Origin of the sequence: Actinocorallia aurantiaca, from assembly GCF_039533685.1 — a bacterium.
GTDB lineage: Bacteria > Actinomycetota > Actinomycetes > Streptosporangiales > Streptosporangiaceae > Actinocorallia > Actinocorallia aurantiaca.
In genome coordinates, this window is sequence record NZ_BAAATZ010000002.1 from 236,075 (window position 1) to 260,253 (window position 24,179).

The 24,179-nt window shown below is 71.2% G+C and carries 27 protein-coding genes; 13 read left to right on the forward strand and 14 right to left on the reverse strand.

What is annotated here, in order from left to right; translation table 11 throughout:
* Positions 1–75: 75 nt before the first annotated feature.
* A complete protein-coding gene (locus ABD327_RS01915) occupies positions 76–954 on the reverse strand; it encodes a nitroreductase/quinone reductase family protein (protein ID WP_344448306.1) in 879 nt (292 codons plus the stop codon).
* Positions 955–1,042: 88 nt separating this feature from the next.
* On the opposite strand from ABD327_RS01915, the gene ABD327_RS01920 reads away from it, so the two are divergent.
* The 3 genes from ABD327_RS01920 (at position 1,043) to ABD327_RS01930 (ending at position 3,214) form a co-directional block, all read left to right on the forward strand.
* A complete protein-coding gene (locus tag ABD327_RS01920; RefSeq protein ID WP_344448308.1) occupies positions 1,043–1,519 on the forward strand; it encodes a MarR family winged helix-turn-helix transcriptional regulator in 477 nt (158 codons plus the stop codon).
* 94 nt (positions 1,520–1,613) lie between these two features.
* Complete coding sequence (locus ABD327_RS01925) at positions 1,614–2,753, forward strand: DUF2157 domain-containing protein (RefSeq protein WP_344448309.1); 1,140 nt, start codon at positions 1,614–1,616, stop codon at positions 2,751–2,753.
* Complete coding sequence (locus ABD327_RS01930) at positions 2,750–3,214, forward strand: GDYXXLXY domain-containing protein (RefSeq protein ID WP_344448310.1); 465 nt, start codon at positions 2,750–2,752, stop codon at positions 3,212–3,214. The genes ABD327_RS01925 and ABD327_RS01930 overlap by 4 nt, the downstream gene beginning before the upstream one ends.
* Positions 3,215–3,414: 200 nt before the next feature.
* Here ABD327_RS01930 and ABD327_RS01935 read toward each other — a convergent pair whose 3' ends face one another.
* The 7 genes from ABD327_RS01935 to ABD327_RS01970 form a co-directional block, all read right to left on the reverse strand.
* Positions 3,415–4,188 (reverse strand): ABC transporter ATP-binding protein, encoded by a 774-nt coding sequence (locus tag ABD327_RS01935; protein WP_344448311.1) that lies wholly within the window; start codon positions 4,186–4,188, stop codon positions 3,415–3,417.
* Positions 4,172–5,284: an ABC transporter ATP-binding protein gene (locus ABD327_RS01940; RefSeq protein WP_344448312.1), complete on the reverse strand. Its 1,113-nt coding sequence runs from the start codon at positions 5,282–5,284 to the stop codon at positions 4,172–4,174. The genes ABD327_RS01935 and ABD327_RS01940 overlap by 17 nt, the downstream gene beginning before the upstream one ends.
* Positions 5,281–6,093 carry an ABC transporter permease gene (locus tag ABD327_RS01945; protein WP_344448313.1) on the reverse strand — a complete coding sequence of 271 codons (813 nt, stop codon included), beginning with the start codon at positions 6,091–6,093 and terminating at the stop codon, positions 5,281–5,283. The genes ABD327_RS01940 and ABD327_RS01945 overlap by 4 nt, the downstream gene beginning before the upstream one ends.
* Before the next feature lie 41 nt (positions 6,094–6,134).
* The gene (locus tag ABD327_RS01950) at positions 6,135–7,175 is read right to left on the reverse strand and encodes an ABC transporter permease (RefSeq protein WP_344448314.1); all 1,041 of its coding nucleotides are present in this window, start codon (positions 7,173–7,175) and stop codon (positions 6,135–6,137) included.
* The gene (locus tag ABD327_RS01955; RefSeq protein ID WP_344448315.1) at positions 7,172–8,749 is read right to left on the reverse strand and encodes an ABC transporter substrate-binding protein; all 1,578 of its coding nucleotides are present in this window, start codon (positions 8,747–8,749) and stop codon (positions 7,172–7,174) included. Before ABD327_RS01955 ends, ABD327_RS01950 begins: the two co-directional genes overlap by 4 nt.
* Before the next feature lie 417 nt (positions 8,750–9,166).
* Complete coding sequence (locus ABD327_RS01960; protein WP_344448316.1) at positions 9,167–9,430, reverse strand: GlsB/YeaQ/YmgE family stress response membrane protein; 264 nt, start codon at positions 9,428–9,430, stop codon at positions 9,167–9,169.
* A 170-nt stretch (positions 9,431–9,600) separates the two neighbouring features.
* Entirely contained in the window at positions 9,601–10,173 is a 573-nt protein-coding gene (locus tag ABD327_RS01970) for a TerD family protein (protein ID WP_344448317.1), read from the reverse strand.
* Between the two features lie 263 nt (positions 10,174–10,436).
* On the opposite strand from ABD327_RS01970, the gene ABD327_RS01975 reads away from it, so the two are divergent.
* The 4 genes from ABD327_RS01975 (at position 10,437) to ABD327_RS01990 (ending at position 14,230) form a co-directional block, all read left to right on the forward strand.
* A complete protein-coding gene (locus ABD327_RS01975) occupies positions 10,437–10,844 on the forward strand; it encodes a ribonuclease domain-containing protein (protein WP_344448318.1) in 408 nt (135 codons plus the stop codon).
* An 8-nt stretch (positions 10,845–10,852) separates the two neighbouring features.
* Positions 10,853–11,203 (forward strand): barstar family protein, encoded by a 351-nt coding sequence (locus ABD327_RS01980; protein WP_344448319.1) that lies wholly within the window; start codon positions 10,853–10,855, stop codon positions 11,201–11,203.
* 236 nt (positions 11,204–11,439) lie between these two features.
* On the forward strand, positions 11,440–12,054 hold the full coding sequence (locus tag ABD327_RS01985) for a DedA family protein (RefSeq protein WP_344448320.1): 615 nt from the start codon (positions 11,440–11,442) through the stop codon (positions 12,052–12,054).
* 130 nt (positions 12,055–12,184) lie between these two features.
* Positions 12,185–14,230: a phosphocholine-specific phospholipase C gene (locus ABD327_RS01990; RefSeq protein WP_344448321.1), complete on the forward strand. Its 2,046-nt coding sequence runs from the start codon at positions 12,185–12,187 to the stop codon at positions 14,228–14,230.
* 90 nt (positions 14,231–14,320) lie between these two features.
* On the opposite strand, the gene ABD327_RS01995 is transcribed toward ABD327_RS01990, so the two are convergent.
* Both ABD327_RS01995 and ABD327_RS02000 read right to left on the reverse strand, forming a co-directional pair.
* Positions 14,321–15,160, reverse strand: a complete 840-nt coding sequence (locus tag ABD327_RS01995) for an SGNH/GDSL hydrolase family protein (RefSeq protein ID WP_344448323.1) — start codon at positions 15,158–15,160, stop codon at positions 14,321–14,323.
* A gap of 2 nt (positions 15,161–15,162) precedes the next feature.
* The gene (locus ABD327_RS02000) at positions 15,163–15,789 is read right to left on the reverse strand and encodes an NAD(P)-dependent oxidoreductase (protein ID WP_344448324.1); all 627 of its coding nucleotides are present in this window, start codon (positions 15,787–15,789) and stop codon (positions 15,163–15,165) included.
* Positions 15,790–15,872: 83 nt separating this feature from the next.
* Between ABD327_RS02000 and ABD327_RS02005 the strand changes: the two genes are divergently transcribed.
* Positions 15,873–16,460: a TetR/AcrR family transcriptional regulator gene (locus tag ABD327_RS02005; protein WP_344448325.1), complete on the forward strand. Its 588-nt coding sequence runs from the start codon at positions 15,873–15,875 to the stop codon at positions 16,458–16,460.
* Between the two features lie 21 nt (positions 16,461–16,481).
* Here ABD327_RS02005 and ABD327_RS02010 read toward each other — a convergent pair whose 3' ends face one another.
* Positions 16,482–17,258, reverse strand: a complete 777-nt coding sequence (locus ABD327_RS02010) for a GNAT family N-acetyltransferase (protein WP_344448326.1) — start codon at positions 17,256–17,258, stop codon at positions 16,482–16,484.
* A 295-nt stretch (positions 17,259–17,553) separates the two neighbouring features.
* Here ABD327_RS02010 and ABD327_RS02015 point away from each other — a divergent pair, with 295 nt between their 5' ends.
* Both ABD327_RS02015 and ABD327_RS02020 read left to right on the forward strand, forming a co-directional pair.
* Entirely contained in the window at positions 17,554–18,756 is a 1,203-nt protein-coding gene (locus ABD327_RS02015) for an MFS transporter (RefSeq protein ID WP_344448328.1), read from the forward strand.
* Positions 18,753–19,556 carry a MerR family transcriptional regulator gene (locus tag ABD327_RS02020; RefSeq protein WP_344448329.1) on the forward strand — a complete coding sequence of 268 codons (804 nt, stop codon included), beginning with the start codon at positions 18,753–18,755 and terminating at the stop codon, positions 19,554–19,556. The genes ABD327_RS02015 and ABD327_RS02020 overlap by 4 nt, the downstream gene beginning before the upstream one ends.
* Here the strand turns inward: ABD327_RS02020 and ABD327_RS02025 are convergent.
* The 3 genes from ABD327_RS02025 to ABD327_RS02035 form a co-directional block, all read right to left on the reverse strand.
* Positions 19,543–21,171, reverse strand: a complete 1,629-nt coding sequence (locus ABD327_RS02025) for a thiamine pyrophosphate-binding protein (protein WP_344448330.1) — start codon at positions 21,169–21,171, stop codon at positions 19,543–19,545. The genes ABD327_RS02020 and ABD327_RS02025 overlap by 14 nt on opposite strands.
* A complete protein-coding gene (locus ABD327_RS02030) occupies positions 21,168–21,941 on the reverse strand; it encodes a cyclase family protein (protein WP_344448331.1) in 774 nt (257 codons plus the stop codon). Before ABD327_RS02030 ends, ABD327_RS02025 begins: the two co-directional genes overlap by 4 nt.
* A gap of 75 nt (positions 21,942–22,016) precedes the next feature.
* Positions 22,017–22,427, reverse strand: a complete 411-nt coding sequence (locus ABD327_RS02035) for a hypothetical protein (protein ID WP_344448332.1) — start codon at positions 22,425–22,427, stop codon at positions 22,017–22,019.
* Between the two features lie 97 nt (positions 22,428–22,524).
* Here ABD327_RS02035 and ABD327_RS02040 point away from each other — a divergent pair, with 97 nt between their 5' ends.
* The 3 genes from ABD327_RS02040 to ABD327_RS02050 form a co-directional block, all read left to right on the forward strand.
* Entirely contained in the window at positions 22,525–23,502 is a 978-nt protein-coding gene (locus tag ABD327_RS02040; protein WP_344448333.1) for a GlxA family transcriptional regulator, read from the forward strand.
* A gap of 105 nt (positions 23,503–23,607) precedes the next feature.
* Positions 23,608–23,751, forward strand: a complete 144-nt coding sequence (locus ABD327_RS02045) for a hypothetical protein (protein ID WP_344448334.1) — start codon at positions 23,608–23,610, stop codon at positions 23,749–23,751.
* Between the two features lie 57 nt (positions 23,752–23,808).
* Positions 23,809–24,179, forward strand: a 371-nt coding sequence (locus tag ABD327_RS02050) for an oxygenase MpaB family protein (RefSeq protein WP_344448335.1), incomplete at its 3' end; no start/stop codon positions are given.

The following is a 24,179-nucleotide window of genomic DNA, read 5'->3' on the forward strand; positions in this document are numbered from 1 at the left end:
ACGATGAACGCGAAAGCTTGGAATGCGGGCTCGCGCGCATGGCGCGTCCTCCCGGGGTCCTCCCGGACCCGCGCTTCAGCCCGCGGCCGGGTGCGGGAGGGCGATGGAGTTGAGCAGGGGGACGAGCTGCTCCTCCTCGTAGGCGAAATGTTCCTCCAGTTCCGTGATCAGCCGGTCGAGCTCGGCCTGGAAACGGACGGGGTCGGTGGCTTCGGCGCCGTCCAGGAGAGCGCGCAGGTCGTCCTTCGCCCGGGCGATGGCCAGGTGTTCGCGGCGCAGCTTCTCCAGGACCGGGGACAGGCCGGGGAACATCCCTTGAAGGCGGGGGAAGACCGAGTCCTCGCCGGTGTGGTGCTCGCCGAGCGCGTCGCAGACGGTGAGGCAGTGCGCGTGCAACTGCGCGCCCAGGCCGGGGCGTTCGGCGCTCCGGCCGTTGAAGAACGAGGCGGCCTCCTCGCGGATGGAGGCCAGCTCCCGGCGCAGGTCGGCGTGGACCTTCGTCAGATGGTCGCCGACGGCCGCCGCGCGGTCGGCGCGGTGGGCGGCGTCGTACAGGGCGACCACGGGAATGACGCGGGTGGTCTGCCGCTGATACTCGGCGTAGGCGGGGACGAGTTCGCTCTGGCGCGTGTACGCCCGGTCCCGCTCCTCGTCGTGAAGGGGGAGCGCCGTCGCCTGGTAGGAGCGGGTGCCGACCTCGACGGCGACCCGGGGGTCGGCCAGGACGTTGTGATACCAGGCGGGGTGGGTCGGGGCGCCGGCGTTGGAGGCGAACACCAGCAGGCGGTCGCCGCCGGCAGCGTCGGCCATGTAGGTCAGCGGGGTGGTGTGGGGGCGTCCGCTCCTGGCGCCGGTGGTGGTCAGCAGGAGCAGGGCGGCGCCTTCGAACATGCCGCCGACCCTGCCCTCGTTGGCACGGAACTCTTCGATGATCTTCAGATTCCACTCGCTCACGGCGGACCTCTTTATCCTGGGGGGACGAAGCCACTTTGCTTTAAAAGCAAAGCAATCTTTAAAGCAAAGCTATTTTGGGAGCAAAGATATGTCAAGCGACGGACCGACCTCCCCGGGCCTGACCGTGGACGACGGGATCCGCGCGATGCTGCGGCTGATGCCGCGCGTGGTCGGCGCAGCCAAGAAGCTCGAGGTCCCGGCGGAGCTGCGCTCCTTCGACCTGGCCCCGCGTCACCTGTCGCTCCTGGCGTACCTGCTGTTCGACGGACCCGCCGGGGTGAACGCCCTGGCCGGACGTCTGGAGGTGGCTCCCACGACGGTCAGCCTCATGGTCGGAGACCTCAGCAGGCAGGGCATCCTGGAGCGCAGGGAGGACCCGGCCGACCGGCGCCGCACGATCGTCAGCATCGCCGACGGCCACCGCTCGGCGATCCACGACTGGCTGGCGCAGAGCGCCGCGGCCTGGCGCACGGCCATGGAGCCCCTCACTCCGGAGCAGCGCCGCCTGGTCGTCGAGACCTTCGCCGCCTACGAACGCGAGGTGACCGAGGCCCGCCGGTGCTGAGCCGGAGATCCGCCGGTGAGCAGGGACTTTCGGCGGCCTCGGTTGAGTAGGAGTGCTCATGACGGGGCATCCGCCGTCGGCCATCCTTGCGGGTATGGACACAGTGCATATTTCGCCCAAACGATTGGCCTGGCTTCGGGGGGAGCTGGCGGCCTGGGAGGCGGACGGGCTGATCGACGGTGACGCGGCGGCCGGGATCCAGGCCCGGTACGCGGCGAGCCGGCGGTTCGCGTTGGAGCGGCTCGCGCTGGTCCTGGGGGCGGCGTTCGTGGGGGTGGGTCTGCTCTGGACCGTCGCCGCCAATTACGAGCGGCTTTCGCCGATGGCACGGTTCGCCGGGATCGTCGTGATCTGGTTGGTCGCCGTGGTCGCGGCGGAACTACTCGCCTCACGGTTCCCCGGGGCGCTGCCGGCCTCCGTCCGGGTGATCGCGGTGGCGGCGGCCGGAGGAGTGGTCTTCCAGACGGCGCAGAGCCTGCACGTCCCGGCGGGCAGCCCGGAACTCCTCGGCGCGTGGGCCGGAGGGGCGCTCGCCTACGCCTACGCCACCCGGGGAAGGGCTCCGCTGGTCGTCGCGGTCGGGCTCAGCGTCGGCTGGTACGCCTGGTGGGCCGCCGAGAACGCGGGAAGCCACGGCGTGGTGGCGGTCGCGATGCTCGTCGCGGCCGTCTTCGCGACCGCCGTCGCCCTCCTGCACGAGCGGTGGACACCCGCCTTCGCGGCGGTCTGGCGGCCCGCCGGAGTGCTGCTCGCGCTGGTCGGGCTCTACGTGGCGGCCTTCCCCGACCGGGACTTTCGCACGACGGGCGCGTTGTGGACGGGAGCGGCCGTCGCCGTGGTCCTCGCGGCTGTCTCCGTCTGGAGGAGCTCCGCCCGCGGCGAGATCGCCGTGATGCTGGGCATCCTGGGCGCGGGCTTCCTGCTGACGGTCTGGGACCCGTCCGGCTCGATGACGTCGCCGAGCGGCGCGATGCTCGTCCGGGCCGTGGCAGGGATCGTCGGCTACGTGCTGGCGGCCGCCTGGTTCGCGTTCCTCGGCACGTCCAAGGCGCTGCCGGGCGTGGTGCCGCTGGCCGCCGGGGCGCTGGTCGTCTTCGTCACCACGCAGAGCTTCGCGATCTTCGCCCCGCTGTTCTCCGGCGCCGCCCTGTTCCTGGTGCTCGGCGTCGTCTTCCTCGGCACCGGCGTGCTCGCCCAGCGGGGCCGCCGCCTGATCATGGAGGTCTCCCGGTGAGGCTGACGTCCCGTCCCATCGCGGTGGCCGCCGCCGTGCTCGTCCAGGCCGCCCTGGCCGCCTGGGCGGTCCAGCCCCAGCTGTCGGCCCGCCTGACCGGCGCCGAGTACCGGCTGGCCGTCGCCCCCGTCGATCCGATAGACCCGTTCCGAGGCGCCTACGTCCAGTTGGACTACCCCGACCTGCCCGCCGAGGCCCCCGGCTCGGGCCGCTTCCATGTCCCCCTCGTCCGGGACGGCTCGCTGTGGAAGGGAACGGCACCCGTCAGGACCCGTCCCGAGTCCCCCCACCTGACCTGCGAATCGCGCGGAGGCTTCCTCGACTGCGGCCTCGACAGCTTCTTCGTCTCCGAAGACCGCGCCCGCGCCCTCGAGCAGGACGTGGCCGCAGGCCGCCTGGCCGCCGTCATCCGCGTCGACGACCAGGGCCGAGCCGCCCTGGTCGACCTCGAACACCGCTGAACGGCGCCTCCGGCGGACGGCTCCGTCGTCACCGGCGGGAGGCCTTGACCGCCACGCGGCCGCCGCCTGTCATAGAAGGGACCTTCGGCCGTCACGCGACCGCCGGGCTGCCCGCGGATGCCTCCAGGCGACGGGCCCGGTATCGGTGCAGAGGCGGCGGCGTCCCGGTTCCATCTGTGGAGAGTGGGAAGGCCAGGCCTCTACACGGACAGGGCCGGGTAGTCCAGGACGCGGGTGCACCAGCGGGAGAGGAGGGGGCGGTCGTGGCCTATGGCCAGGAGGGCGGCGCCGGTCTCGGCGCGGTAGGACTCGACGACGGCGACGAGGGCGGCGGTGGTGGAGGCGTCGAGCATGGCGGTCATCTCGTCGCAGACGAGGAGTGAGGGGCGCAGGACCAGGGCGCGGGCCAGGCAGGCGCGCTGGAGCTGGCCGTCGCTGACCTCGTGGGGACGGCGGGCGAGCAGGTCGTCGGTGAGGCCCACGGTCTCGGCGAGGGGACGGACGCGCTCGTCGGCGGCTTCGCGGTCCCGGCGGGGGACGGCACGGGCGGCGTGAAGGGGCTCGGCGATGAGGGCCGCGAGGGTCAGCCGCGGATCGGCGGCCGTCCGGGGCTGCTGGAAGACGAAACCGATCGCGATGCGCTGCTCCCTGGGAGCGCGGTAGCGCCAGCCCCCCGCGGCCGCGCCGTTGAGCCGCACGGTTCCCGAGGAGGGCCGGTGCAGCAGGGCGGCCACCCTGGCCAGGGTGGACTTGCCGCAGCCGCTGGGCCCCAGCAGCGCCACCGCCTCGCCCGCCGCGACCGTCAGCGAGACGTCCCGGACCACCGGCGGACGTCCCGGATATCCGGCGCTGATCGAATGGATCTCCAGCGCGGGTGCGGTGGTCTCTGTTTCCGAGGGATGGAGGTCCGCGGCCTCGGGGTGGTTCTCCACGGTCTTCTCCTGGTCGTCCATGGCGTCAGACCTGTAGTGCATCGTTGTCCTCGAGAGGAGCGGAATCGGCCTGGAGGGGGTGATGGCAGGCGACGCCGTCGGTGAGAAGGGGGAGGTCCGCGACGCAGGCGGAGGTGGCGGCGGTGCAGCGCGGGGCGAAGGCGCAGCCTGACGGGAGCGCGTCGAGAGCGGGAGGCATGCCGGGGATGGGGGTGAACGCGCGGGTGGGGAGGGCGTCGAGCAGACGGCGGGCGTAGGGGTGGCGGGGGCCGGGGGAGCCGAAGAAGGAGGTCGCTTCGGTGAGCTCCACGATGCGGCCCGCGTACATGACGGCGACGCGGTCGGCGACGTGTTCGGCGGCTGCGAGGTCGTGGGTGATGAGGAGGAGGGCGCGGCCCCCGTCCACATGCCGGCGCAGTTCGGCGGCGGTGCGGTCGACGAGGTCGCGATCCAGGCCGGTGGTCGGCTCGTCGGCGAGCAGGAGCGGCGCGTCGCCGACGAGGGCCAGCGCGGTGGCCGCGCGCTGGGCCAGGCCTCCCGACAGCTCGTGCGGATGCAGGCCCAGATGGTCGGCGGGGAACGCGGCCCGCTTTGCGGCGGTCAGGACGGCCTCGCCGAGGCGTGCCCTGGGGGTGCCGGTCAGCTCGCGGATCGTCTCGGCGAGCTGGGAGCCGATCGTGCGGACGGGCGTCAGATGGCCCGCCGGACTCTGCGGGATCAACCCGACCCGGCGTCCCCGCACCCGTGTCGCGAGAACACGCTCTCCCACGGAGAGCAGGTCGAGCTCCTCCCTGAGACCGGCGCCGGCATCACCGCCCGGCAGGTCGAGCCGCTCCCCGGGGGCGGCATCGTCGGTCGGCAGGCCGAGTCCGCCGCCGGAGGAGTTCTGGGCGGATCGGGTCGGGGCGGTGCCGCCGAGGAGGGCGGTGCCGGTGGCGGTGGCGTTGCCGGGGAGGAGGCCCAGGAGAGCCGAGGCGAGGACGGACTTGCCGCAGCCGCTCTCGCCGACGAGGGCGAGGCATTCGCCGGGGGAGAGGTCGAACGTGACGTCGGTGACCGCGGCGACCTGGCGCCGGGAGCGGTCGCGCCGCACGGTGAAGCGCACCGAGAGGTCGCGGACGGACAGGAGGGAGGTCACAGCATCAGCTCCGATCGGCGTCGCGGGTTCAGCCGTTCCCGCCACGCTCCGGCGAGGCCGGCGATCGCGAGGGTGGGCACGATGATGAACAGCCCGGGGAAGAGCGTCGGCCACCAGTCGCCGGCCAGGAGGGTGCCGCGCGCGTCCTGGATCATGTTGCCGAGGCTGGCCTGGTGGGAGGGGAGGCCGAGGCCGAGGAAGGACAGCGCGGTCTCGTGCCAGACCGCGTGCGGCACCAGCAGGACGGCGGCGAGCCCGGCCTGGGGCAGGACCGCCGGGAGGAGGTGCCGGGTGGCGACCCGCGTCCGCGACGCGCCTGAGGAGACGGCGGCGTCGATGTACGGGCGGTCGCGCAGGGAGAGCACCTCGGCGCGGACGATCCTGGTCGTGGAGAGCCAGTGCGTGAGCCCGATCGACATGATCACCGGCCAGATCCCGGGCCGGAACATCGCGATGACGAAGATCCCGAGCATGAGGTGGGGGACGGCCGAGAAGGTGTCCACGATCCGCATGACGAAACGGTCGGTCCGCCCGCCGAGCAGACCCGCCGCGGCTCCGACCGCGGTGCCGATCAGCGCCGCGCCGAACGCGGCGACGATCCCGACGATCAGTGAGACCCGCAGCCCGTACACGCAGCGCAGCAGCACGTCCCGTCCGTTGCCGTCCGTGCCGAACGGGTGCTTCCACGACGGGGGGAGAAGCGTCTCGCGCAGGTTGACGGCCTGCTGGTCGAGTGGGAAGAGCACCGGGACGAGGAGCACCGCCAGCGCGATGGCCGCCACGGCTCCCGCCGACACCCGGGCTCGCATCGGGCTCCGGCCTCCGGGCTCGGTCTCGGATCGGAGGGCGGTCACAGTTCCTCCGGGTTCACTCGGGGGTCGGCGAGGCAGTAGAGGGTGTCGGAGAGGAGGTTCCCGGCCAGGACCGCGGCGGCGGAGAGGACGGTGACCGCGGCGAGGAGGGGGAAGTCGGCGGCGGTGGCGGCCTGGGTGGTGGCCGAGGCCATGCCGGGCCAGCTGAAGATCGTCTCGATGAGGAGGGCTCCTGTGATCACCTCGGGGACGCGGGTGCCGATCAGGGTGAGCACGGGCAGGAGGCCGGAGCGCAGCGCGTGGCCGAACAGGACGGTGCGTTCGCTCAGGCCGCGGGCGCGGGCGCCGCGCACGGGGTCCTCGGTGAGGGCATCGGTGACGCCCTGCCGGACGTAGAGCAGGAACCATGGCGTCTGGGAGACCGCCAGGACCGCCGCGGGCAGGACGAGGTGCCGCAGCAGCCCGCCGGGGGTGACGGCGTCGGAGCCCGGTTCGCTGAGACCGCCTGCGGGCAGGACGCCGAGCTGGAGCGCGAAGAACCAGACGGCCAGCAGGCCGATCCAGAACGAGGGGGCGGCCTCCAGCGTGTAGGCCAGGGAGGTGAGTGAACGGTCCAGTAGCCCGCCGGGCCGCCGAGCCGCCGCGACCCCGAGGACGACCGCCACCGCGATGGCCGCCGTGAGCCCGCTCGCGCACAGCAGCGCGGTCCACCCGATCCGCTCGGCGATCACTTCGGCGACCGGCTGCCGGAAGACGCTGGACTCGCCGAGGTCCCCGGTCAGCGCGGACGTCAGCCAGTTCCACCACTGCAGGGGGAACGGCCGGTCCACGCCGAGGTTGTGGGCGACCTGGTCGAGGGTCTCCTGCGACGCGGTGAGCGCCGCCGTCCCCAGGTACTGCTTGACCGGGTCGAACGGCGAGGCCGCCGCCAGCGCGAACACCCCGAAGGTGACCACGGCCAGCACCGGCACGGCCGCCAGCATCCGCCGCCCGATCAGCCGCAGCAGCGCCCCCCGCAGACCGCGGCGCCCCAGGGAGGCGCGCGTGATTCGCGGAGAGGACTTGACGGTCGAGGTCACTGCGGGAGGGTCCAGTCCTGGAGGTTCCACCAGGGGCCGCCCATGCCGTGGTCGTGCGGCTCCAGCTGGGTGGTCAGGCCCTCGTACTCGTCGGAGACGACGTAGACGTGGTCGATGTGGGTGAGGTAGGTGTAGCCGGGGTCGTCGGCGAACAGCCGCTGGACGGTGGAGTAGGCCTGACGGCGTTCGCCCTCGTCGTTGCTCTTGCGGCCGGTCTCCAGGGCCTCGTCGACGCCGGGATCGGTGTAGTGCCCCATGTTGTTCCAGCCGTTGCCGATGAGGCCGGAGTGCAGGGTCGAGTAGAGGTCGAAGTCCGGGTCGAAGCCGGCGCCGCCGCCCGCGAGCACCGCGTCCTCGCCGAGGACGGGCTCGATGACCTCCCACGTCCCGGCCTGTACCTTCACCTCGACGCCGACCTCCTTGGCCTCGGAGGCGTAGGCGAGCGCGTGGTCCTGGCGGAGCTTGTCGCCGGAGGGGTACCAGAGCTTGAAGGACGCGCGCCGCCCGTCCTTCTCGCGGATCCCGCCGTCCTCGCTCTTCCAGCCGGCCGAGTCGAGGATCTGCGCGGCCTTCGCGTCGTCGTGGGGGACCTCGGCCTCCGGGGCGAACCAGGGGCTGTTCTCGGGAAGGGGGTTGTAGGCGGGGCGTCCGGCGCCCTTGAGGATCGACTCGACCATCAGTTCGCGGTCGACGGCCAGGTTGAGCGCCTGCCGGATGGCCTTGTCCCCGGCGACGGGGTTCCCGGTCGGCAGGGTGACGGCCCGGTAGTCGACGGACTCGGCGGTGATGAGGCGCGTTCCGTCGACGTTCTCGAACGTCCTCGCCAGGGAGGGCGGGAGCGCGGCTCCGTCGAGTTCCCCAGCCCGCAGGCGTGTCGCCCGGACGTCGTCGTCGGCGATGAAGACGGTGGTGAAGCTCTTCACCTCTGGTGCGCCACCCCAGTAGCCGGGGTTGGCCTTGAGGGTCATCTGCTCGCCCTTGCGCCAGGACTCGAGGACGTACGGCCCGGTCCCGACGGGGGAGGTGTTGTACGCGCCGGTGTTGACGTCCTGCCCGCTCGCGGCCTTCTGCGAGGCGATGGGCAGCACCGTCCGCTCGACGAACGGCGCGTAGGGGTACTTCAGCTTGAAGACGACGGTGTGGTCTCCTTCGGCGGTGACGCTCTCCACCGCAGCGATCTCGTCGCGGGAGCCGTTGCTGGTCTTCTCGTCGAGGATCGTCTCGTAGGTGAAGACGACGTCGGCCGCGGTGAACGGCGTCCCGTCGCTGAACTTCACGCCCTGCCGCAGCGTGTAGGTGTAGGTGAGCCCGTCCTGCGACACCTCGGGCAGGGCGGTCGCCAGCGCGGGTTCCAGTTCCAGTTTCCGGTTCCGCTGGAGGAGGCCGTCGAAGATCTTGGAGTTCCCGTCCTTGCCGTATCCGAGCAGCGGGCTCAGGGTGTCCGGCTCGGTGGCCGCTCCGATCGTCAGGGACGGGTCGCCCCGCTTCTCGGCGCCGGGGTCCGAGCATCCGGCGAGCCCGGCGAGCAGTGCGGCCGCGGCCAGTGCCGCCGTGCCGGTCCTCCAGGAGATCACGCGTTCCTGCCTCTCGGTGTTTATTGCAAGCTCTTCGCAATAACACCGTGTATGACATCACAAAGCAGACTTCGATACCTAATCGGGTATGTCTTGGCGTGAAGCCCTCATGCGCACGGGGGCGACCATGTCCGGACGGTGCTCGTTCACACGAAGAGCGACGCGATCCTGTTCCGGTTGCACGAGAAGGGCATGGTGGCCGGAGTCCGGGACGGCGGGCGGTTCCGGTCGGTGCGGACGCCGAGCGCCAAGAGGAGGAGGCGTTGCGCGAGGCCGTCCGCTCTCCGCAGAGGCCATGATGGGCTGGGCGCCGGACCGCGACACGGGGCCGGTCACCGGCGTGCGGGTCTTCGCCGTGCTCTTCGCGGAGGGAGGACCCCCGGCCGGACCGCGGGGAAGTCGGCCCGGCCGGAAGGGTCAGCGGCGGCCGTACGCGCCGGCCGCCACGGAGACCCCGACGGCGGCGAGGGCGACCTGGAGGATCAGCTCGATCCAGTCCACGCCGCGGGTGTCCGCCACGCCGAGCACGCTGGCGATCGCGGTGCCGATGAGCGCCGCGATGACACCGATGAGCATGGTGAGCCAGATCGGGATGCGCTGCTTGCCCGGTATGACCAGCCTGCCGAGAGCACCGATGACCAGACCGATGATCAGTGCGGTGATGATCCCTGTGATTTCCACTGCGGACGCCTTTCCGTTCTGTGTTCGAAGCCCCGGAGATCTCAGACGCCGATGCCGTGGTCGGCGGCGATGCCGCTGAGACCAGAGGCATACCCCTGCCCGGCCGCGCGGAACTTCCACTCGTCGCCGCCGGCCTGGCTGAATCTTCTGGCCGCGGTCTCTCGCGGTGGTCAGGCGTGGGTGGCGATCACGCCGAGCATGTCCTGGAAGGTCCGGCCGTGGGTGGGCTCGCCGATGGCGTTCATCTTCCAGCCCGTGCCGTGCCGGTACACGCGGGCCATCACCATCGCGGTGTGGCCGCCGCCGCCCGTCAGTGTGTACCGGGCGAGCTCGGTCCCGGTCGTCTCGTCGACCAGGCGGCAGAAGGCGTTGGCGACCTGGTCGAAGGTCTGGCCCGTGAACGAGCTGACCGTGAAGACCAGGGAGGTGACGTGGACGGGCACCCGGGCCAGGTCCACGGCGACCGACTCGTCGTCGCCGTCTCCCGCGCCGGTCCTGTTGTCGCCGGTGTGCCGGACCGAGCCGTCCTGGCTCGTCAGCTGGCCGAAGTAGACGACGTCGTTGACCTGGCCGTCGGCGAACAGGACCACCGAGGCGTCCAGGTCGATCTCCTGCTCGCGCGACCCGAAGAACCCCTTCTTGGGCACCGCGTCCCAGCCGAGGCCCATGCGGACCGTCGTCAGGTCGCCGCCACCGGGCTTCTCCAGCGAGATCCGCTGCCCCTTGACCATGGAGACCGTCATGGCCGCCACCCCTCTCCTCCACGCCGAACAGGACCGCACGCGCGGGGCCTCCGGCCCCCGCATGCTTACTACAAATGTAATAGTAAGGCAGGGGGAGGCCCCGGCCGCCACCGGGCGCGTCGGGCGTCCGTCGAAGACCGGTCAAGGGGCGGTTCGGAAGGAGGACAGGAGAAGTTCACACGAACTTGACCCGCCATGACCTGACCGGTTTCGTCATACGTGTGACCATACGGGTGTTCCGACCCCCCTCGATGGAGGCCACGTTGCAGACCAAGCACCGCCCCCGCTCGATCCGGATCGCCTTCGCCCTCACCGCCGCGACCGCCTTCTCCGGCGTGGTGGCCATCTCCCCGGCCCACGCCTCCGTCTACGGCTCCTGCACGATCTCCCGCTGCTCGGACGCCAAGTCGGCCCGCTCGATCTGGTCCGGCAAGGGCTTCCCCACCAGCGCCGGCTGGTACTCCTGGCCCGACGGGAAGTACAACTACACCGGCGGACGCCACTACAACCGCGAGGGCCAGCTGCCCACCAACGCCACCTACTACGAGTACGACGTCTACAGCAGGGCGAAGGGCGCCTCCCGCGACGCCTACCGCATCGTCGTCAACCGCAGCACCGGCGCGACCTGGTTCACGCCGAACCACTACACCGACTTCTACAAGATCGCTTAAGGATCGAGATGCCGTCCGTCGAACGCCCGCTGCCGCCCTGGCTGACACTCTCCGCCGACCCGGCGCCCGGGGCGCTCGACGGACGCGCCTCCCGAACCCGTGCGGGCCTCTTCACCGAAGCCGCACGGGTCCTGAACTTCCCCGACTACTTCGGTCACAACTGGGACGCCTTCTACGACTGCCTCCGGGACGCCGCCCCGCCGGCCTTCTCCGTCGACCACGCCGAAGAACTCCTCGCGGACGAGCCGCCCGGGCAACTCCGCCTGCTGCTGGACGTCCTTTCGGACGCCCGCCTGAAGGCCGTCCTGGCCACCGCTCACCCGCGGCCCCTGCGCGAAAGGCTCCTCGCCGTCCTCTGACGGGCGGAATCCGGGAGGCGCACGCGGCCGTCCGAACATCCCCGGCCTCACGGGTGTCCAACGATTACCCCTGGCTAAAGACAGGGGGGACGTCTGACCTTCGGGGGCGGCGGCAGGTCTCCGCAGCCCATAGGTTCGTCATCGACGGGGCAAAATTCGGCCGAGCGGTACGGGGGGTTCGCGGTGGGCGGGGGAGAAGGCACGGCGCCGAAGGCAGACGGTGGGGAGCGGGTCGGATGACGGAGACGATCCTGCAGTTCGCGCACGACATCATCACGTCTCCCTGGATCTACCTGATGGTCCTCGGCATTGCGCTGCTCGACGGGTTCTTCCCGGTGGTGCCGAGCGAGACGCTGGTCATCACGACGGGGGCGTTCGCCGCCTCGACGGGAGAACCCGACGCGCTCCTGCTGCTCTCGGTGGCGGCGATCGGGGCGATCTGCGGCGACCACGTCTCCTACTGGCTGGGGCGCCGGGCGGGTTCCAGGCTCAAGGACGGCAAGGCGTTCCGGTGGGCGAGGAAGGAGGTCGACGAACGCGGCGGGCTCGTTCTGGTCGTCGCCCGCTACATCCCCGGCGGCCGGACCGCCACCACCCTGACGCTGGGCGCGACCGGCTACCCGTTCCGCCGCTTCCTGCTCTTCGACGTCTTCGCCGGCCTGAGCTGGGCCGTCTACTCGGTGCTCGTCGGCTACATCGGCGGCGTGGCCTTCGAGGAGGACCCGTTCAAGGGCCTGCTCCTCGGCCTGGGCATCGCCCTCACCGTCGCCGCGGTCGTCGAGTTCATCCGCTACGTCCGCAAGAAGAAGGCAGCCGTGCCGCGGAACGAGGAAGAGAAGCTCGCGGCGTGACCCCGGCGGCGCGTCCGTCCGGGTCCTGCGGTTCCCGCCGGCAGACGCCACCGGGCGGCGCCTTCCTTTGATCACCTATGTGATGCCGTGCCGTGTTCGGATCGTCATGTAGCGCTGTCAGACAGGGTTCATGCAGACCACTCGGCGACGTTTTCTCACGGGTGCGGCGGCCACTGCGGTCGCCTCCGCGCTTCCGCTCTCCGTCCAGAAGGCCGTGGCCGCCGCCGTGCCGCCCGGCGGGCTCGAATCAGTCGAGCATGTGGTGTTCCTCATGCAGGAGAACCGGAGTTTCGACCACTACTACGGGACGCTCTCCGGGGTCCGCGGCTTCGGCGACCGCAACGCGATCAAGCGTCCGAACGGCAAGAGCGTCTTCGAGCAGCCTGGGTTCGCCCGGGACGTCCTGCCGTTCTCGATCAGGAACGCGATCGGTTTCAACCTGCGTCCCAAGTCCGCCCAGCAGTTCGTCGCCGGGCTCCCGCACAGCTGGCAGGACGCGCAGGCGGCGCTCGGCAACGGCTGGAACGACCGCTGGGTCCACGCCAAGACGCCGGGCACGATGGCGTACTACGACCGGCAGGACCTCCCGTTCCAGTACGAACTCGCCGACACCTTCACCCTGTGCGACGCCTACCACTGCTCGCTCCCCGGCGGAACGAACCCGAACCGCATGTTCCACTGGGGCGGCAACGTCGGATACGAGCCCGACGGCAAGCGCACCACCGGCAACGACGCCTACGCCGACACCCACCCCGGCTACAAGATGACCCCCTACGCCGATCGCCTTGAGGCGGCCGGCAAGACCTGGCGCGTCTTCCACGAGTGGGACGACTTCGATGACAACGCGCTCGAGTACTTCGAGTCGTATCGCGATCTCGCGAAGAAGGCCCTGGCCTTCACTACCTACCGCTCCATGAACGCCTTCTACGGCGCTGTAGGCCGGGCTGGAGACCCCGCCACCCTTCTGGGGCGGCTGGAACAGGGTTACGCCACTCTCACGGACGCCGAGAAGTCCGCCTTCGACAACGGACTGCGCCGTACGCAGAAGGGAAATCTCGGCAAGTACTTCCGCGAAGAGGCCCACGCCGGACGGCTGCCGAACGTCTCTTACGTCGTCGCGCCCGCGGCCGAGAGCGAGCACCCCCTCAGCTCCGCCCCCGGACGCGGTTCCGGCATCACCTACGACATCCTGGACGCCATCGCCTCCGATCCCGAGCTCTGGGCGTCCACGATCGTCTTCATCACCTACGACGAGAACGACGGCTTCTTCGACCACGTCCCGCCGCCCGCCCCGCCCGCGGGCACCCCCGGCGAGTTCGTGGACGGCAAGCCCCTGGGCCTCGGCACCCGGGTCCCCATGCTCGTCGTCTCCCCGTGGACGGTCGGCGGCTTCGTCTGCTCGGAGGTCTTCGACCACACCTCGACGATCCGCTTCGTGGAGACCTGGCTGGGCGTCCACGAGCCGAACATCAGCCCCTGGAGGCGCAGGGTCGCGGGCGACCTGACCTCGGCGTTCGACTTCGCCCGCCCCCGCTCCCGCAGGGCCGTCGGCCGTCCCGCCCCCGACCCGGGAGCCCAGACGCTCCTCCCGGCCCTCCCGCCCGTATTCCAGAAGGCCCCCCTTCAGGAGCCCGGCCACCGTCCGGCACGCCCCCTCGCCTACCGCACGGAAGCGTCCGCCAGACTCGACGGCACGACCTTGACGCTTGCTCTCAAGGACGAAGGCGCCCGAGGTTCCCACTTCATCGCTTACCCCTACGCGGACGAATTTCCGGCCCCACGTCACTACGACGTCCAGGGCACGGCCACCGTCGCGCTACCCGTCACCGACGAATACTCCGTCACCCTGATCGGCCCCAACGGTTTCCGCAGGGAGTTCACCGGCACGGTCACCGGCAAGGCCGCGACGGTGGGCGTCTCCTCCGGACAGAACCGCCGCACCCTGGTCGTCACCCTCCAGAATCCGACGTCCGAGCCCTTGACCTTCAAGGTGAAGGCACTGGCCTACAACGCGCTGGACGAGACCGTCGTCCTCGCGCCAGGAGCCTCCGAGACCCTCCGCCACCGCACAGCGGACGGCTGGTACGACCTCGCGATCACCATCGCGGAGGACGCCGCCTTCACCCGCCGTCTGATGGGCCATCTGGAGGACGGCCGTCCCAGTATCACCGCCTAGCGCGGAGAGCCCAGCCCCATGATCATGGTGTTGCCGCCGAGACCGCCGAGACCGCCGCACGCCGCTTCGGTCGACGGATCGGGTGCACGTTCAGGGGCGGGTTCCCGAGGCGGGATGCGACCGGCTCGGGGTGGCCTGGCCTTCGGACAGCCACCGGGCGACGAGACCGGTGACGATCGCTCCGCCCCGGTCGTTCAGGTGGAGGTGGTCGACGAGGAGCGTGAGCCCGTTGCCGCGGGAGACGTCGTCCCAGCTTTGTCCCAGGAGGTAGTGCTCGGCTCCGGCCTTGAGGGCGACCGCGAAATCGAAGCCGAACGGGGTTTCGGCACCGCCGCTCTTCCGGAGGAAGTCGACCGCCTGCTCGTGTACGGGGAGGTAATCGACCTGGGCGCGGGCGGCCGTCTCCTTGATGGCGGCGTTGTAGTCGCCGAGCTTTCGGTTGCGCGGCGAGTCGAGGTCCTCGCCGAGCGGGGGGAGGGACATGAGGGCGATCCGGGCGGAGGTCTTTTCCTTGACCCGGTCGACGATCGCGCCGAGATCGGCTCGGTAGTCCGCCACCGGCACGCCGTCGAGGACGTCGTTGGAGCCGACCAGGATCGTGACCGCGTCCGGACCGCACGCCACGATGTCGGAATCGACCCGCTTCCGGAGGTCGCCGCTGGTGTCGCCGTTGATGCCGGCGTTGACGAACGCGTATCCCCGGTGTTCGGGCCGGTCGCGCAGCGCGTCGACCCAGTTCGCGCCGAGAGTGCCCTGGGTCATGCTGGCGCCCGCCGCGACGACCACGGGACCGGAGCGCGGTCTCCCGCCGCAGGCTTCGGCGGGCGGGTTCTCGGCCGAACGTACGAACGTCAGGTATCCGGCGGTGGCGGTGAGGCCGAGCGCGGTCGCGAGCAGCAGGCCCAGCGCGACGAGTATCCGCTTCTTCATGGTCAGTACCCCAGCGCGACGGTGCGGCCGACGGTGGTGGAGTCGTCGAGGACGTTGAGGATGGCGTGGGCGAGGTCGGCGCGGGCGAGCGTGATGCCGCCGCGCACGTTGCGGTCGACGGCGGTGCGGTAGGGCCGGGGGTCGCCATCGGTGAGGCGCGGCGGGCGCATGAGCGTCCAGTCCAGGCCGCTGTCGCGGACCACCTGTTCGGTGCGGACGAAGTCGGCGAACGCCTCCCGGAGGAAGCGCCCGAGCAGCGGCTTGACCAGGTTGCGGGTGAAGGGACCGTCCCCTTCGTCGACGATGTGCCCGCTGGCGGTGACGACGATCAGACGGCGGCCGCCGGCGGCGCGCATCGCGGTGCTGATCGAGCGGGCTCCGTCGGAGCACACCGTCGTCTCGCCCTTGCCGCGGGGACCCAGCGCGGACACGACGGCGTCGCGGCCGGTCAGCGCGGGACCGATCACGGCGGAGTCCATCACGTCGGCGACGACGGTCTCGAGAAGCGGGTGCCGCGGCAGGCCGCCGGGGTTCCGGACGACCGCGGTGACGTGGTGGCCGGCGTCGAGCGCCTGGCGTACGAGGTGCTGCCCGGTTCCGCCGGTCGCGCCGAAGACGGTGAGGCGCATGGGATCCCCCAAGAGTTAGTGAACACTAGCCCCTACACTGATCTAGTGTTCACTAACCTGTCAAGCGGAGACGGGAGGACGGCATGAGCACAAGGGAGCGGATCCTTGACGCGGCCGCGGAACTCCTCCGGACGCGCGGGGTCGCGCAGGCCACGACCAAGGAGATCGCGCAGGCTTCGGCGGTCTCGGAGCCGACGCTCTACAAGTACTTCGGGGACAAGGAGCGGCTGCTGCTCGCCGTCCTCGAGGAGCGCCTGCCGGGTCTGTCCCGGGTGTCGGTCCGCCCGGGAAAAGGCGACCTCGAGGACAACCTCGCTGAGCTCGCCCACGCGGCCCTGGAGTTCTATCAGCGCTCGATCCCCATGCTCGGCGCGCTCCTCGCGGACCCGCAACGCATGCGGGCGCACCGTGAGGCCATGTCCCGGCACGGCGGCGGCCCAGACCGTCCCCTCGCGGCCTTCGCCGCCTACTTGCGCGCCGAGCAGGCCGCCGGCCGGATCAGCCCGGATGCCGAACCCGAAGCCGCCGCGTCCCTCCTCCTCGGCGCCTGCTTCCAGGAGGCCTTCCTGCGCTACTACGCGCACGGTCCGGACGCACCCGCCGCGCCACGGGCCTTCGCCGAGTCCCTCGCCCGCTCCGTCGTCCGCCCGCTCCTGCGACGACCGGGGTGACGTCTCCGGACGGGAATCCGCTCACCTTCGGACGAGGTAGCTCGTGCGATCGTGGAAGCCGGTGATGGTGGCGCCCGCTTCCAGCAGAGGGTCGAGGGCCTCGCGCAGGGCCCAGCGCCATTCGCGGGCCAGGCCGAGATCCTCGGTCCGGATCTTCTCGATGTCGTGGGGGACCTGGAAGAGGAGGGTCCGGGCCATGGTCTCGTGCCTTACAGGGCGGTCGCCGCGGGCTTCGAGGGCGAGTTCGGCATCGGTCGGGACGTACGCGGTGGTGAAGACGTTCCGCGCGGTGTCGACGACGAGGGGGTCGTTCAGGCGCCAGACGGCGAGGAGGCGGTCCGACTCGTCGTCCTGGTTGATGCTGTCGGGCATCTTCCCGTAGTAGTCCACGTGGTAGCTCTCCGCGCGGGCGCCGAGCTTGACCAGGTTGAAGTGGGCGTTCCTGCGGATCAGCGGGTCGAAGGTCCAGAAGATCCGGTCGACGCCCCGCTCGAGGGCCCACAGCCGCTGGTGGCGTTTGAGGGCGAGGCCGGTGCCCGAGCCGATGGAGGCGGCCCCGGTGATGTAGGAGCACATCTCCCCGCTTCGGGGCTCCCCGAAGATCCCGACCGACGCTCCGACCATCTGCTCGCCGTGAAAGGCGCCGAAGACGTAATTGCCGCAGCGCGTCAGGGTCAGCAGCGCCTCGACCGAAAGCGGATCCCCGCCGGGCTCGAAATCCCAGATCACGTCGAACAGCCCGTGAGCCCTCTCGAGCTCGCCGAGTTCCTGGAGTCTCCGGATGACCGGCCCGCCCATTCCGCCTCCCGTCCCTGCGCTTCCACCAGGGGAAGCGCAATGGCGCATGTGTTTCCGCCATTTCCCGTACGCCTTCATTAGAATGCGGAGTAATTGATTTGCGTACCATTGAGTTCTGGCCGGAACAGGTCACGAGGACTTGGTTTTAAAGAATTTCCCCGGCTGGGGATGGGCTATTCGACCGGGGGCCGAGTCCATGATCAGCCCCCGCACCCGCCGGTGTTCGGGCGTCCAGGAACCGCTTGCGAAAGGACGGGTTGACTCCGACGTTGCGTCGGGGTTTTGGGTGGGGTGCGTGAGAGTCGTTTCGTGGGCTTATCTGGTCTCGTACGCGTTGTCCATGGTGGGGAACTCCCTGGCGGGGGTGGTGCTGCCGCTGGTCGTGCTGCAGGTGACGGGCAGCGCCTGGGGGGCGGGGATCGTCGCCGGGGTGACGGTGGTGCCCGCGGTCCTGGCGGGATTGTTCACCGGGGTGCTGATCGACCGGATCGACCGCCGGACGGCGTCCGTTCTCGCGGACGTGGTGTCGGCGGCGTCGATCGGCATGCTGCCGCTGGTCGCGCTGGTGGGGGAGCTGAGCCTGGGGTGGTTCGTCGTGAGTGCCCTTCTCGGGTCGCTGGGGGACGTGCCCGGGCTGACGGCGCGGGAGGCGCTGCTGCCGGCGGTCGTACGGCACGGCGGGATGGGCGCCGAGCGGCTCACGGGCCTGCGCGAGAGCCTCGGGGCGCTGGCGATGCTGCTGGGCCCCGCCGCGGCGGGCGGGCTGATGGCGGTGTTCGGCGGTGCGGCGGTCCTGTGGATCACCGCGGCGGCCTCGCTCGCGGCGGCTCTCGTCACGCTGCTCCTGCCGAGGGGCGTCGGGGCGGTCGGCGGTTCTGCGGGCCCACCGAGGCTGAGGGAGGGGTGGACGGCGTTGACGCGCAGTCCGTTCCTGCTGGCCGTCACGGGACTGAACCTCGCCGCCCTGTTCGTGCTCGTCGCGTTCCAGGCGCTGATCCTGCCCGTCTCTTTCATCGACCGTCCCGGAATCCTCGGTCTCGTGCTGAGCGCGATGGCCTTGGGCATGCTCGTCGGCGGAGCGGTCTACGCGGTCGCGGGGAGCCGGGGGCCGCGCCGTGCGTGGTTCGTCGGCGGGATGGCCGGGGTGACGGCGGGGTTCGTGCTCATCGCCGCGCTGCCGTCCGCCGGGCTCGTGCTCGCCGGGGCCTTCACGGTGGGCCTGTCGAGCGGCCTGTTCAACGGGCTGTTCGGCGTGCTGATGATCGAGAGGATGCCCGAAGAGACGCGCGGAAGGATCATGGGCATCCAGAACGCGTTGATGACGGCCGCGGCGCCGGTCGCGCTCGTCGCCGCCGCGGCACTGGTCGAGACGGTGGGCCCGGGCACGGCCGCGGCGGTCCTGACGGCGGTGTGGGTGGTCGCGGCGGCCGCCGCGCTGAGATCCCGGTCGCTCCGTACGCTGGAGGAAGGGACGGCGGCGGCGGAGGTGTTGCGGTGAGAAGCAGTGAACTCGCGAGGATCACGGGGGTGACCGTCCGGGCTCTCCGCCACTACCACCAGATCGGCGTCCTCGCCGAGCCGCCGCGATCGCACAACGGCTACCGCCGCTACGAAGTGCGGGACGTGATCCGCGTCCTGCGGATCAAGCGGCTGGCGGCCCTCGGCGTCCCCTTGGAGCGCATGCCGTCCCTCCTCGACGACCCCGGTGACGACGGCGCGGACGTCCTCGACCGGCTCGACGCCGCGCTCGCGGCCGAGATAGACCGGCTGACCCGGCGCCGCCACCTCATTGCTCAGGTCCGCGCGGAGAGGGTGCCGCTCGACTCCCCGCCGGAGATAGCCCGCTTCCTGGCGCTCGCCGCCGACTCCTACCCCTCGCCGGACCTGGCGGCCTTCGACCGCGACCAGTCGATCCTCCTGGCCCACCTCATGGGCGACTCCGCGATGCCCGGGATGAAGCGCTTCTACGAGCGGATGAGCGCTCCCGACCTGCTTCCCGCGCTGACCTCCCTGAACGTCCGCTTCCTCGCCCTCGACGACACGACCTCTCCCGAGGCCCTCACCGCCCTCGTCGAAGACACCCTCGCCGTTCTCATCCCCGTTCTGCGGGAGTTCGCCGACACCGATACCGACGCCGGTGCGATTCCGCCTCTCATCGAGGAGTACTCGTTCCTTTTCGACGCCTACTGCGCCACGGTCCTCAATCCCGTCCAGCGGCAGGCCATCGCCCTGCTCGACGACCGCTTCGAGGCCTCCGTCTCCGACGGCCGGCCCGGCCGGTCGGTCAGTGGCCTTTGAAGGCCTCCGCGAGCCACCAGGAGCCGCCGTCGTCGGCGACCTTGGCGTCGACGACCATGACGCCTTCGGGAGAGCGCGACCAGGAGGCCACTTCCGCGAGGTCGGCGGGGGTGCGGACGGTGACGCCCCGGGCGCCGTGGCCGCGGGCGATCGCGGCGAGGTCGGAGTCGGGGAAGGTGACGGCGTCCAGATCGGCGGCGGGGCCGAAGTGGTGGATCTCGGCGCCGTAGGCGGCGTCGTCGTAGACGGCGATGAGGAGGGGGCGGGCCAGGCGGACGGCGGTCTCGAGTTCGGAGACGCCCATGAGGAAGCCGCCGTCGCCGGTGGCGACCACGCCCAGGCGGTCCGGCCGGGCGAGGGCGGCGCCGATGCCGCTGGCCAGGCCGAGGCCGACGGACTGGAAGGCCTGGGTGAAGCAGAAGCCGTACTCGTCCGGGACGCGCAGGTACGCGCTGGGGTAGCCCATGAAGTTGCCGGAGTCGATCGCGACGACGCGTTCGGCGGGGAGGATCCGGTCGAGTTCGACGCTCAGGACCCTCGGGTCGATCCGGTCGGGAGTGGAGAGGTCGGGGGTCGGGGTCTGGTTCCACCAGCGGCGTTCGGCGAGCCGCGCGGAGACCTCGGGCAGGCGGTAGCCGGTGCGCGAGCCGTCTCCCGAGGCGGCCAGGACGTCGGCGGCGGCGGTCACGCAGTCGCCGTGGACACCGAGGTCGACGGGGCGGTGGGCGCCGAGGGCGGACGCGTCGTCGTCGACCTGGACGAGCTTCGCGCCGGGGGCGAGGAGGGAGCCGTGGCGCGTCGTCCACATGTTGAGGGCGCAGCCCCAGCCGACGACGAGGTCGGCGCCGCCGATCAGTTCGGCGGTGAGAGGGGAGGAGAAACCGCCGGAGATGCCGAGGTCGAACTCCTCGCCGGCGAACAGGCCGTTCGCGACGGCCGACGTGGCGAGCAGCGCGCCGGTACGGGCGGCCAGCGCGGAGACCGCCGGCCCGGCGCCGCGCGCTCCCCGCCCGGCGATGAACACCGGGCGTTCGGCGGCGGCCAGCAGCGCGGCGAACGCCTCGACGGCCGCGCTTCCCGGACGGACCGGGGCCGGGGCGGCGGGACGCGTCCAACGCACGTCGCCGACGGCCTCCGCCTGGACGTCCAGGGGGAGGCTGACGACGACCGTCCGGCGTCCGTGCACCGCCGTCCGCCAGGCGCGCGTCAGGTCGGCCACCGCCGAGGACGCCCCGTACACCCGTTCCGGCACCGCGCCGACGCTCGCGACCAGCGCGTCCTGGTCGATCCTGAAGTTCGAGCGCACCGCCGAACCCGCCGTGTCCGCCGTGAGGACGAGCATGGGGGTGCGGCTCTTGGCGGCCTCGGCGATGCCGGTGACGGCGTTGGTGAGCCCGCAGCCCTGGTGGGTGGTGAGGACGGCGGGCAGCGGGCTGAGGCGGCTGTAGCCGTCGGCCATGCTCGCCGCGCCGCCCTCGTGGCGGGCCGCGGTGAACGGGACGCCGTGGGCGCGCAGCGCGTTCGTCAGGTGGAAGTTGCCGCTGCCGACCACGCCGAAGGCGTGCCCGACGCCCAGGTCGGCGAGCAGCCTTCCGGCGAGATCGGCGACGGTCATGCGCGGGGCGCCAGGGCGTAGACGCGGGCGGGGCTGCCGGTGCCGCCGACGATCGGCAGCGGCGACACGACGAGCATCGCGCCGGTCGCGGGGAGGCGGTCGAGGTTCTGAAGCTGGGTGAGCCCGTACTTGTCGGCGCCGAGCAGGTGGTGGTGGACGGGGAACGGCGGCTCCATCCCGCCGGCCTGGCCCGCGTCGATGCCGACGGTCTCCACGCCGAAACCGCTGATGGGAGAGGCCGCGAGCCACTCGGCGCCCGCGACGGACACGCCCGGAGTATGGGGGCCGCCGTCGTCGGCGTTGGCGAACGCGGCGGCGTCACCGGAACGGGAGCTCCAGCCGGTGCGGAACAGCAGCCAGCCGCCCTCGGGAAGCGGCCCGTTCTCGGCGACCCGCGCGTCGAGGTGGTCGGGCCCGAGCAGGAAGTCGGGGTCCCCGGCGACCTCGTCGGTGAAGTCGATGACGACGGCGGGCCCGACGAGGCGGGACGGCGGGATCCGGTCGACGCTCAGCCCGTCCCTGCCGGTCGCCCAGTGCACGGGCGCGTCCAGGTGGGTGCCGGTGTGCTCGCCGGTGTGGATGTTGTTCCAGCTCCAGAACGGGCCGTCGGCGTCGAAGTCGCTCACCTTCTCCAGCGACAGCGGGATGGTGTTGGCGAACGGCTCCGGCAGGCTCAGCACCGGCGTCGCGGGACTGAGCGGGGAGGTCAGGTCGAGGATCTCGACCTCGCCTCCGGACAGGGCGGACAACAGGCTGGAGATCACGTCCACGTGCGAAACCTTCCGAGAAGAACTGCGAACACCCAGTTTGGACCACGCAGACCCCCTGCGACCAGCCCGAATGGGTCAGTGGTGGGCGTGGGCGTACTCGTCGAGGCGGCGAAACATGGCGGCGAGCATCAGGGGGAACATTGCGATGTGCGCGGCCGTCATCAGGCCCATGCCGTCGATCACGCCCAGCCAGAGGAGCGGGAACAGCGGGACGACCGGCACGAACATGGCGACGCACATTTCCAGCGTCGCAGGCCACTCATGGCCGCGGAAACGCATCCAGACAGCCATGCCGACGGACATGTTGAACCCCATCAACAGGTAGGCGAGCTCGGGATCGCGGTCGTAGGAGAGGTCGACCCCCAGGAGGGGCCACACCGGGTCGAGGGCGAACATGCCCGCGAACATGGCGATGATCATCTCGAGGTAGTGGAGGGCGAAGCGGCCCCAGTGGCGGGTCCGGGTGGTCTGTAGCGGTTCGTCCATGGCCTGACTGTCACCGCGGCTCGCACGGACGCCCAGCGATCGTCCGGGGGAGGTCGGAAAACTTGGGATCCCTGTCCTGCCGACCTAGAGTCGGGACATGGAAGGGCGAAAGGTCGTCGTGGTCGGCTACCACGCGGCGGAACTCCTCGACATCGCGTGCGTGACGTCGGCGTTCCTCGCGGCGAACGTCCAGACGCGGAGGCCGTACTACGACGTGTCCCTGGCGACGCCCGGAGGACGGCCGATCACCTGCGGGAGCGGGCTGGCGCTGCAGGGGCAGCAGACTCTCGAACGGCTCACCGGGCCGCTCGACACCCTCATCGTCTCGGGAGGGCCGGGGCACGAGGACGCCGCCGCGAACACAGTGATCGTCGGGCACGTCCGGCGGCTCGCGCGGGAGAGCCGCCGTGTCGCCTCGGTGTGCACGGGCGCCTCGATCCTCGCGGCGACCGGCCTGCTCGACGGGCGGCGCGCCACCACCCACTGGAGGTTCGCGAGCGAACTCGCCGCCCGGCATCCCGCGATCACCGTCGATCCCGATCCGATCTTCATCAGGGACGGCGGGGTCAGTACGGCCGCCGGCGTCACCAGCGCACTCGACCTCACGCTCGCGCTCGTCGAGGAGGATCACGGTCCCACCCTGGCCCGCGACATAGCCCGCTACCTGGTGACGTACCTTCAGCGCCCCGGCAACCAGGCGCAGATGAGCATGTTCACCGCACCCCGTCCCACCAGCGACGGGTTGGTCGACCGGATCGTCGAGCACATCACCACCCACCTGGCCGGCGACCTGACCGCAGCCGTCCTCGCCGCCGCCGCGGGCGTCAGCGAACGCCACCTGACCCGCTTGTTCCTCAAACACCTGGGCCTGCCTCCGGGCCGCTACGTTCGCCGCGTCCGCACCGAGGCCGCCGCCCACCTCCTCGTCACCACACGACTCCCCGTCTCCTCCATCGCCACCCGCTGCGGCTTCGGCACTCCCGAAACCCTCCGTCAGGCCTTCACCACCCGTTACGGCATCTCCCCCGCCCGCTATCGCCAGACCCAGACCCGCCCCCTCACGACCGCGCTCTGACGTTTAGCGGTAGGGCTCGCGGTAGAGGTCGTCGTGGACCTAGCGATGGACTTCCGCGCGGGCTTCTCGGAGGGTGGGGCCTCCCGTGTAGCGCTGGTTGCGGGCATGGCCCACCGATTCGATCAGGTCCGTTCGACGGAGGGCGCGGAGGTCCGCCAGGGCCTGGTCTCGGGTGAGGTCGTCCGCCGTGAGCCTCGTATCCGGCCGGTCTCCATCGGGCTGGAGCAGGACCCGCTGCGGCAGAAGTAAGTGATTACTTATACTGATGTCCCGGTTCTCAGGGAGCACCACTCGAGAGGAGCCCCCATGGCGGCTACAAGTTCCGGATCCCTGCTGCGGCGCTACGTGCGGGACCGCCGCTACCGCCTGACGATGCCCCGCGCCGCCGCACTGCAGTTCCTGCACCCGGCGATCGCGGCCGGGGCGGCACAGCACGCCCAGTTCCCCGACGACGTGTGGATCCAGCTCGACCGGGCCCTGCCCCTGACGCTCGCCACGGCCCGCGAGGGCTCCCGTCTCGGTCACCGCGTCCGGGACCTGCACGGCCATGTCACCGGTCAGGACGATCTGGGCCGCCGCTACCACGCGCTCACGCCCGAGATCTTCCACTGGGAGCACGCCACCTTCGTCGACGCGCTCTTCACCATGATCGAGGTGTTCGACCGCCCGCTCGGCCC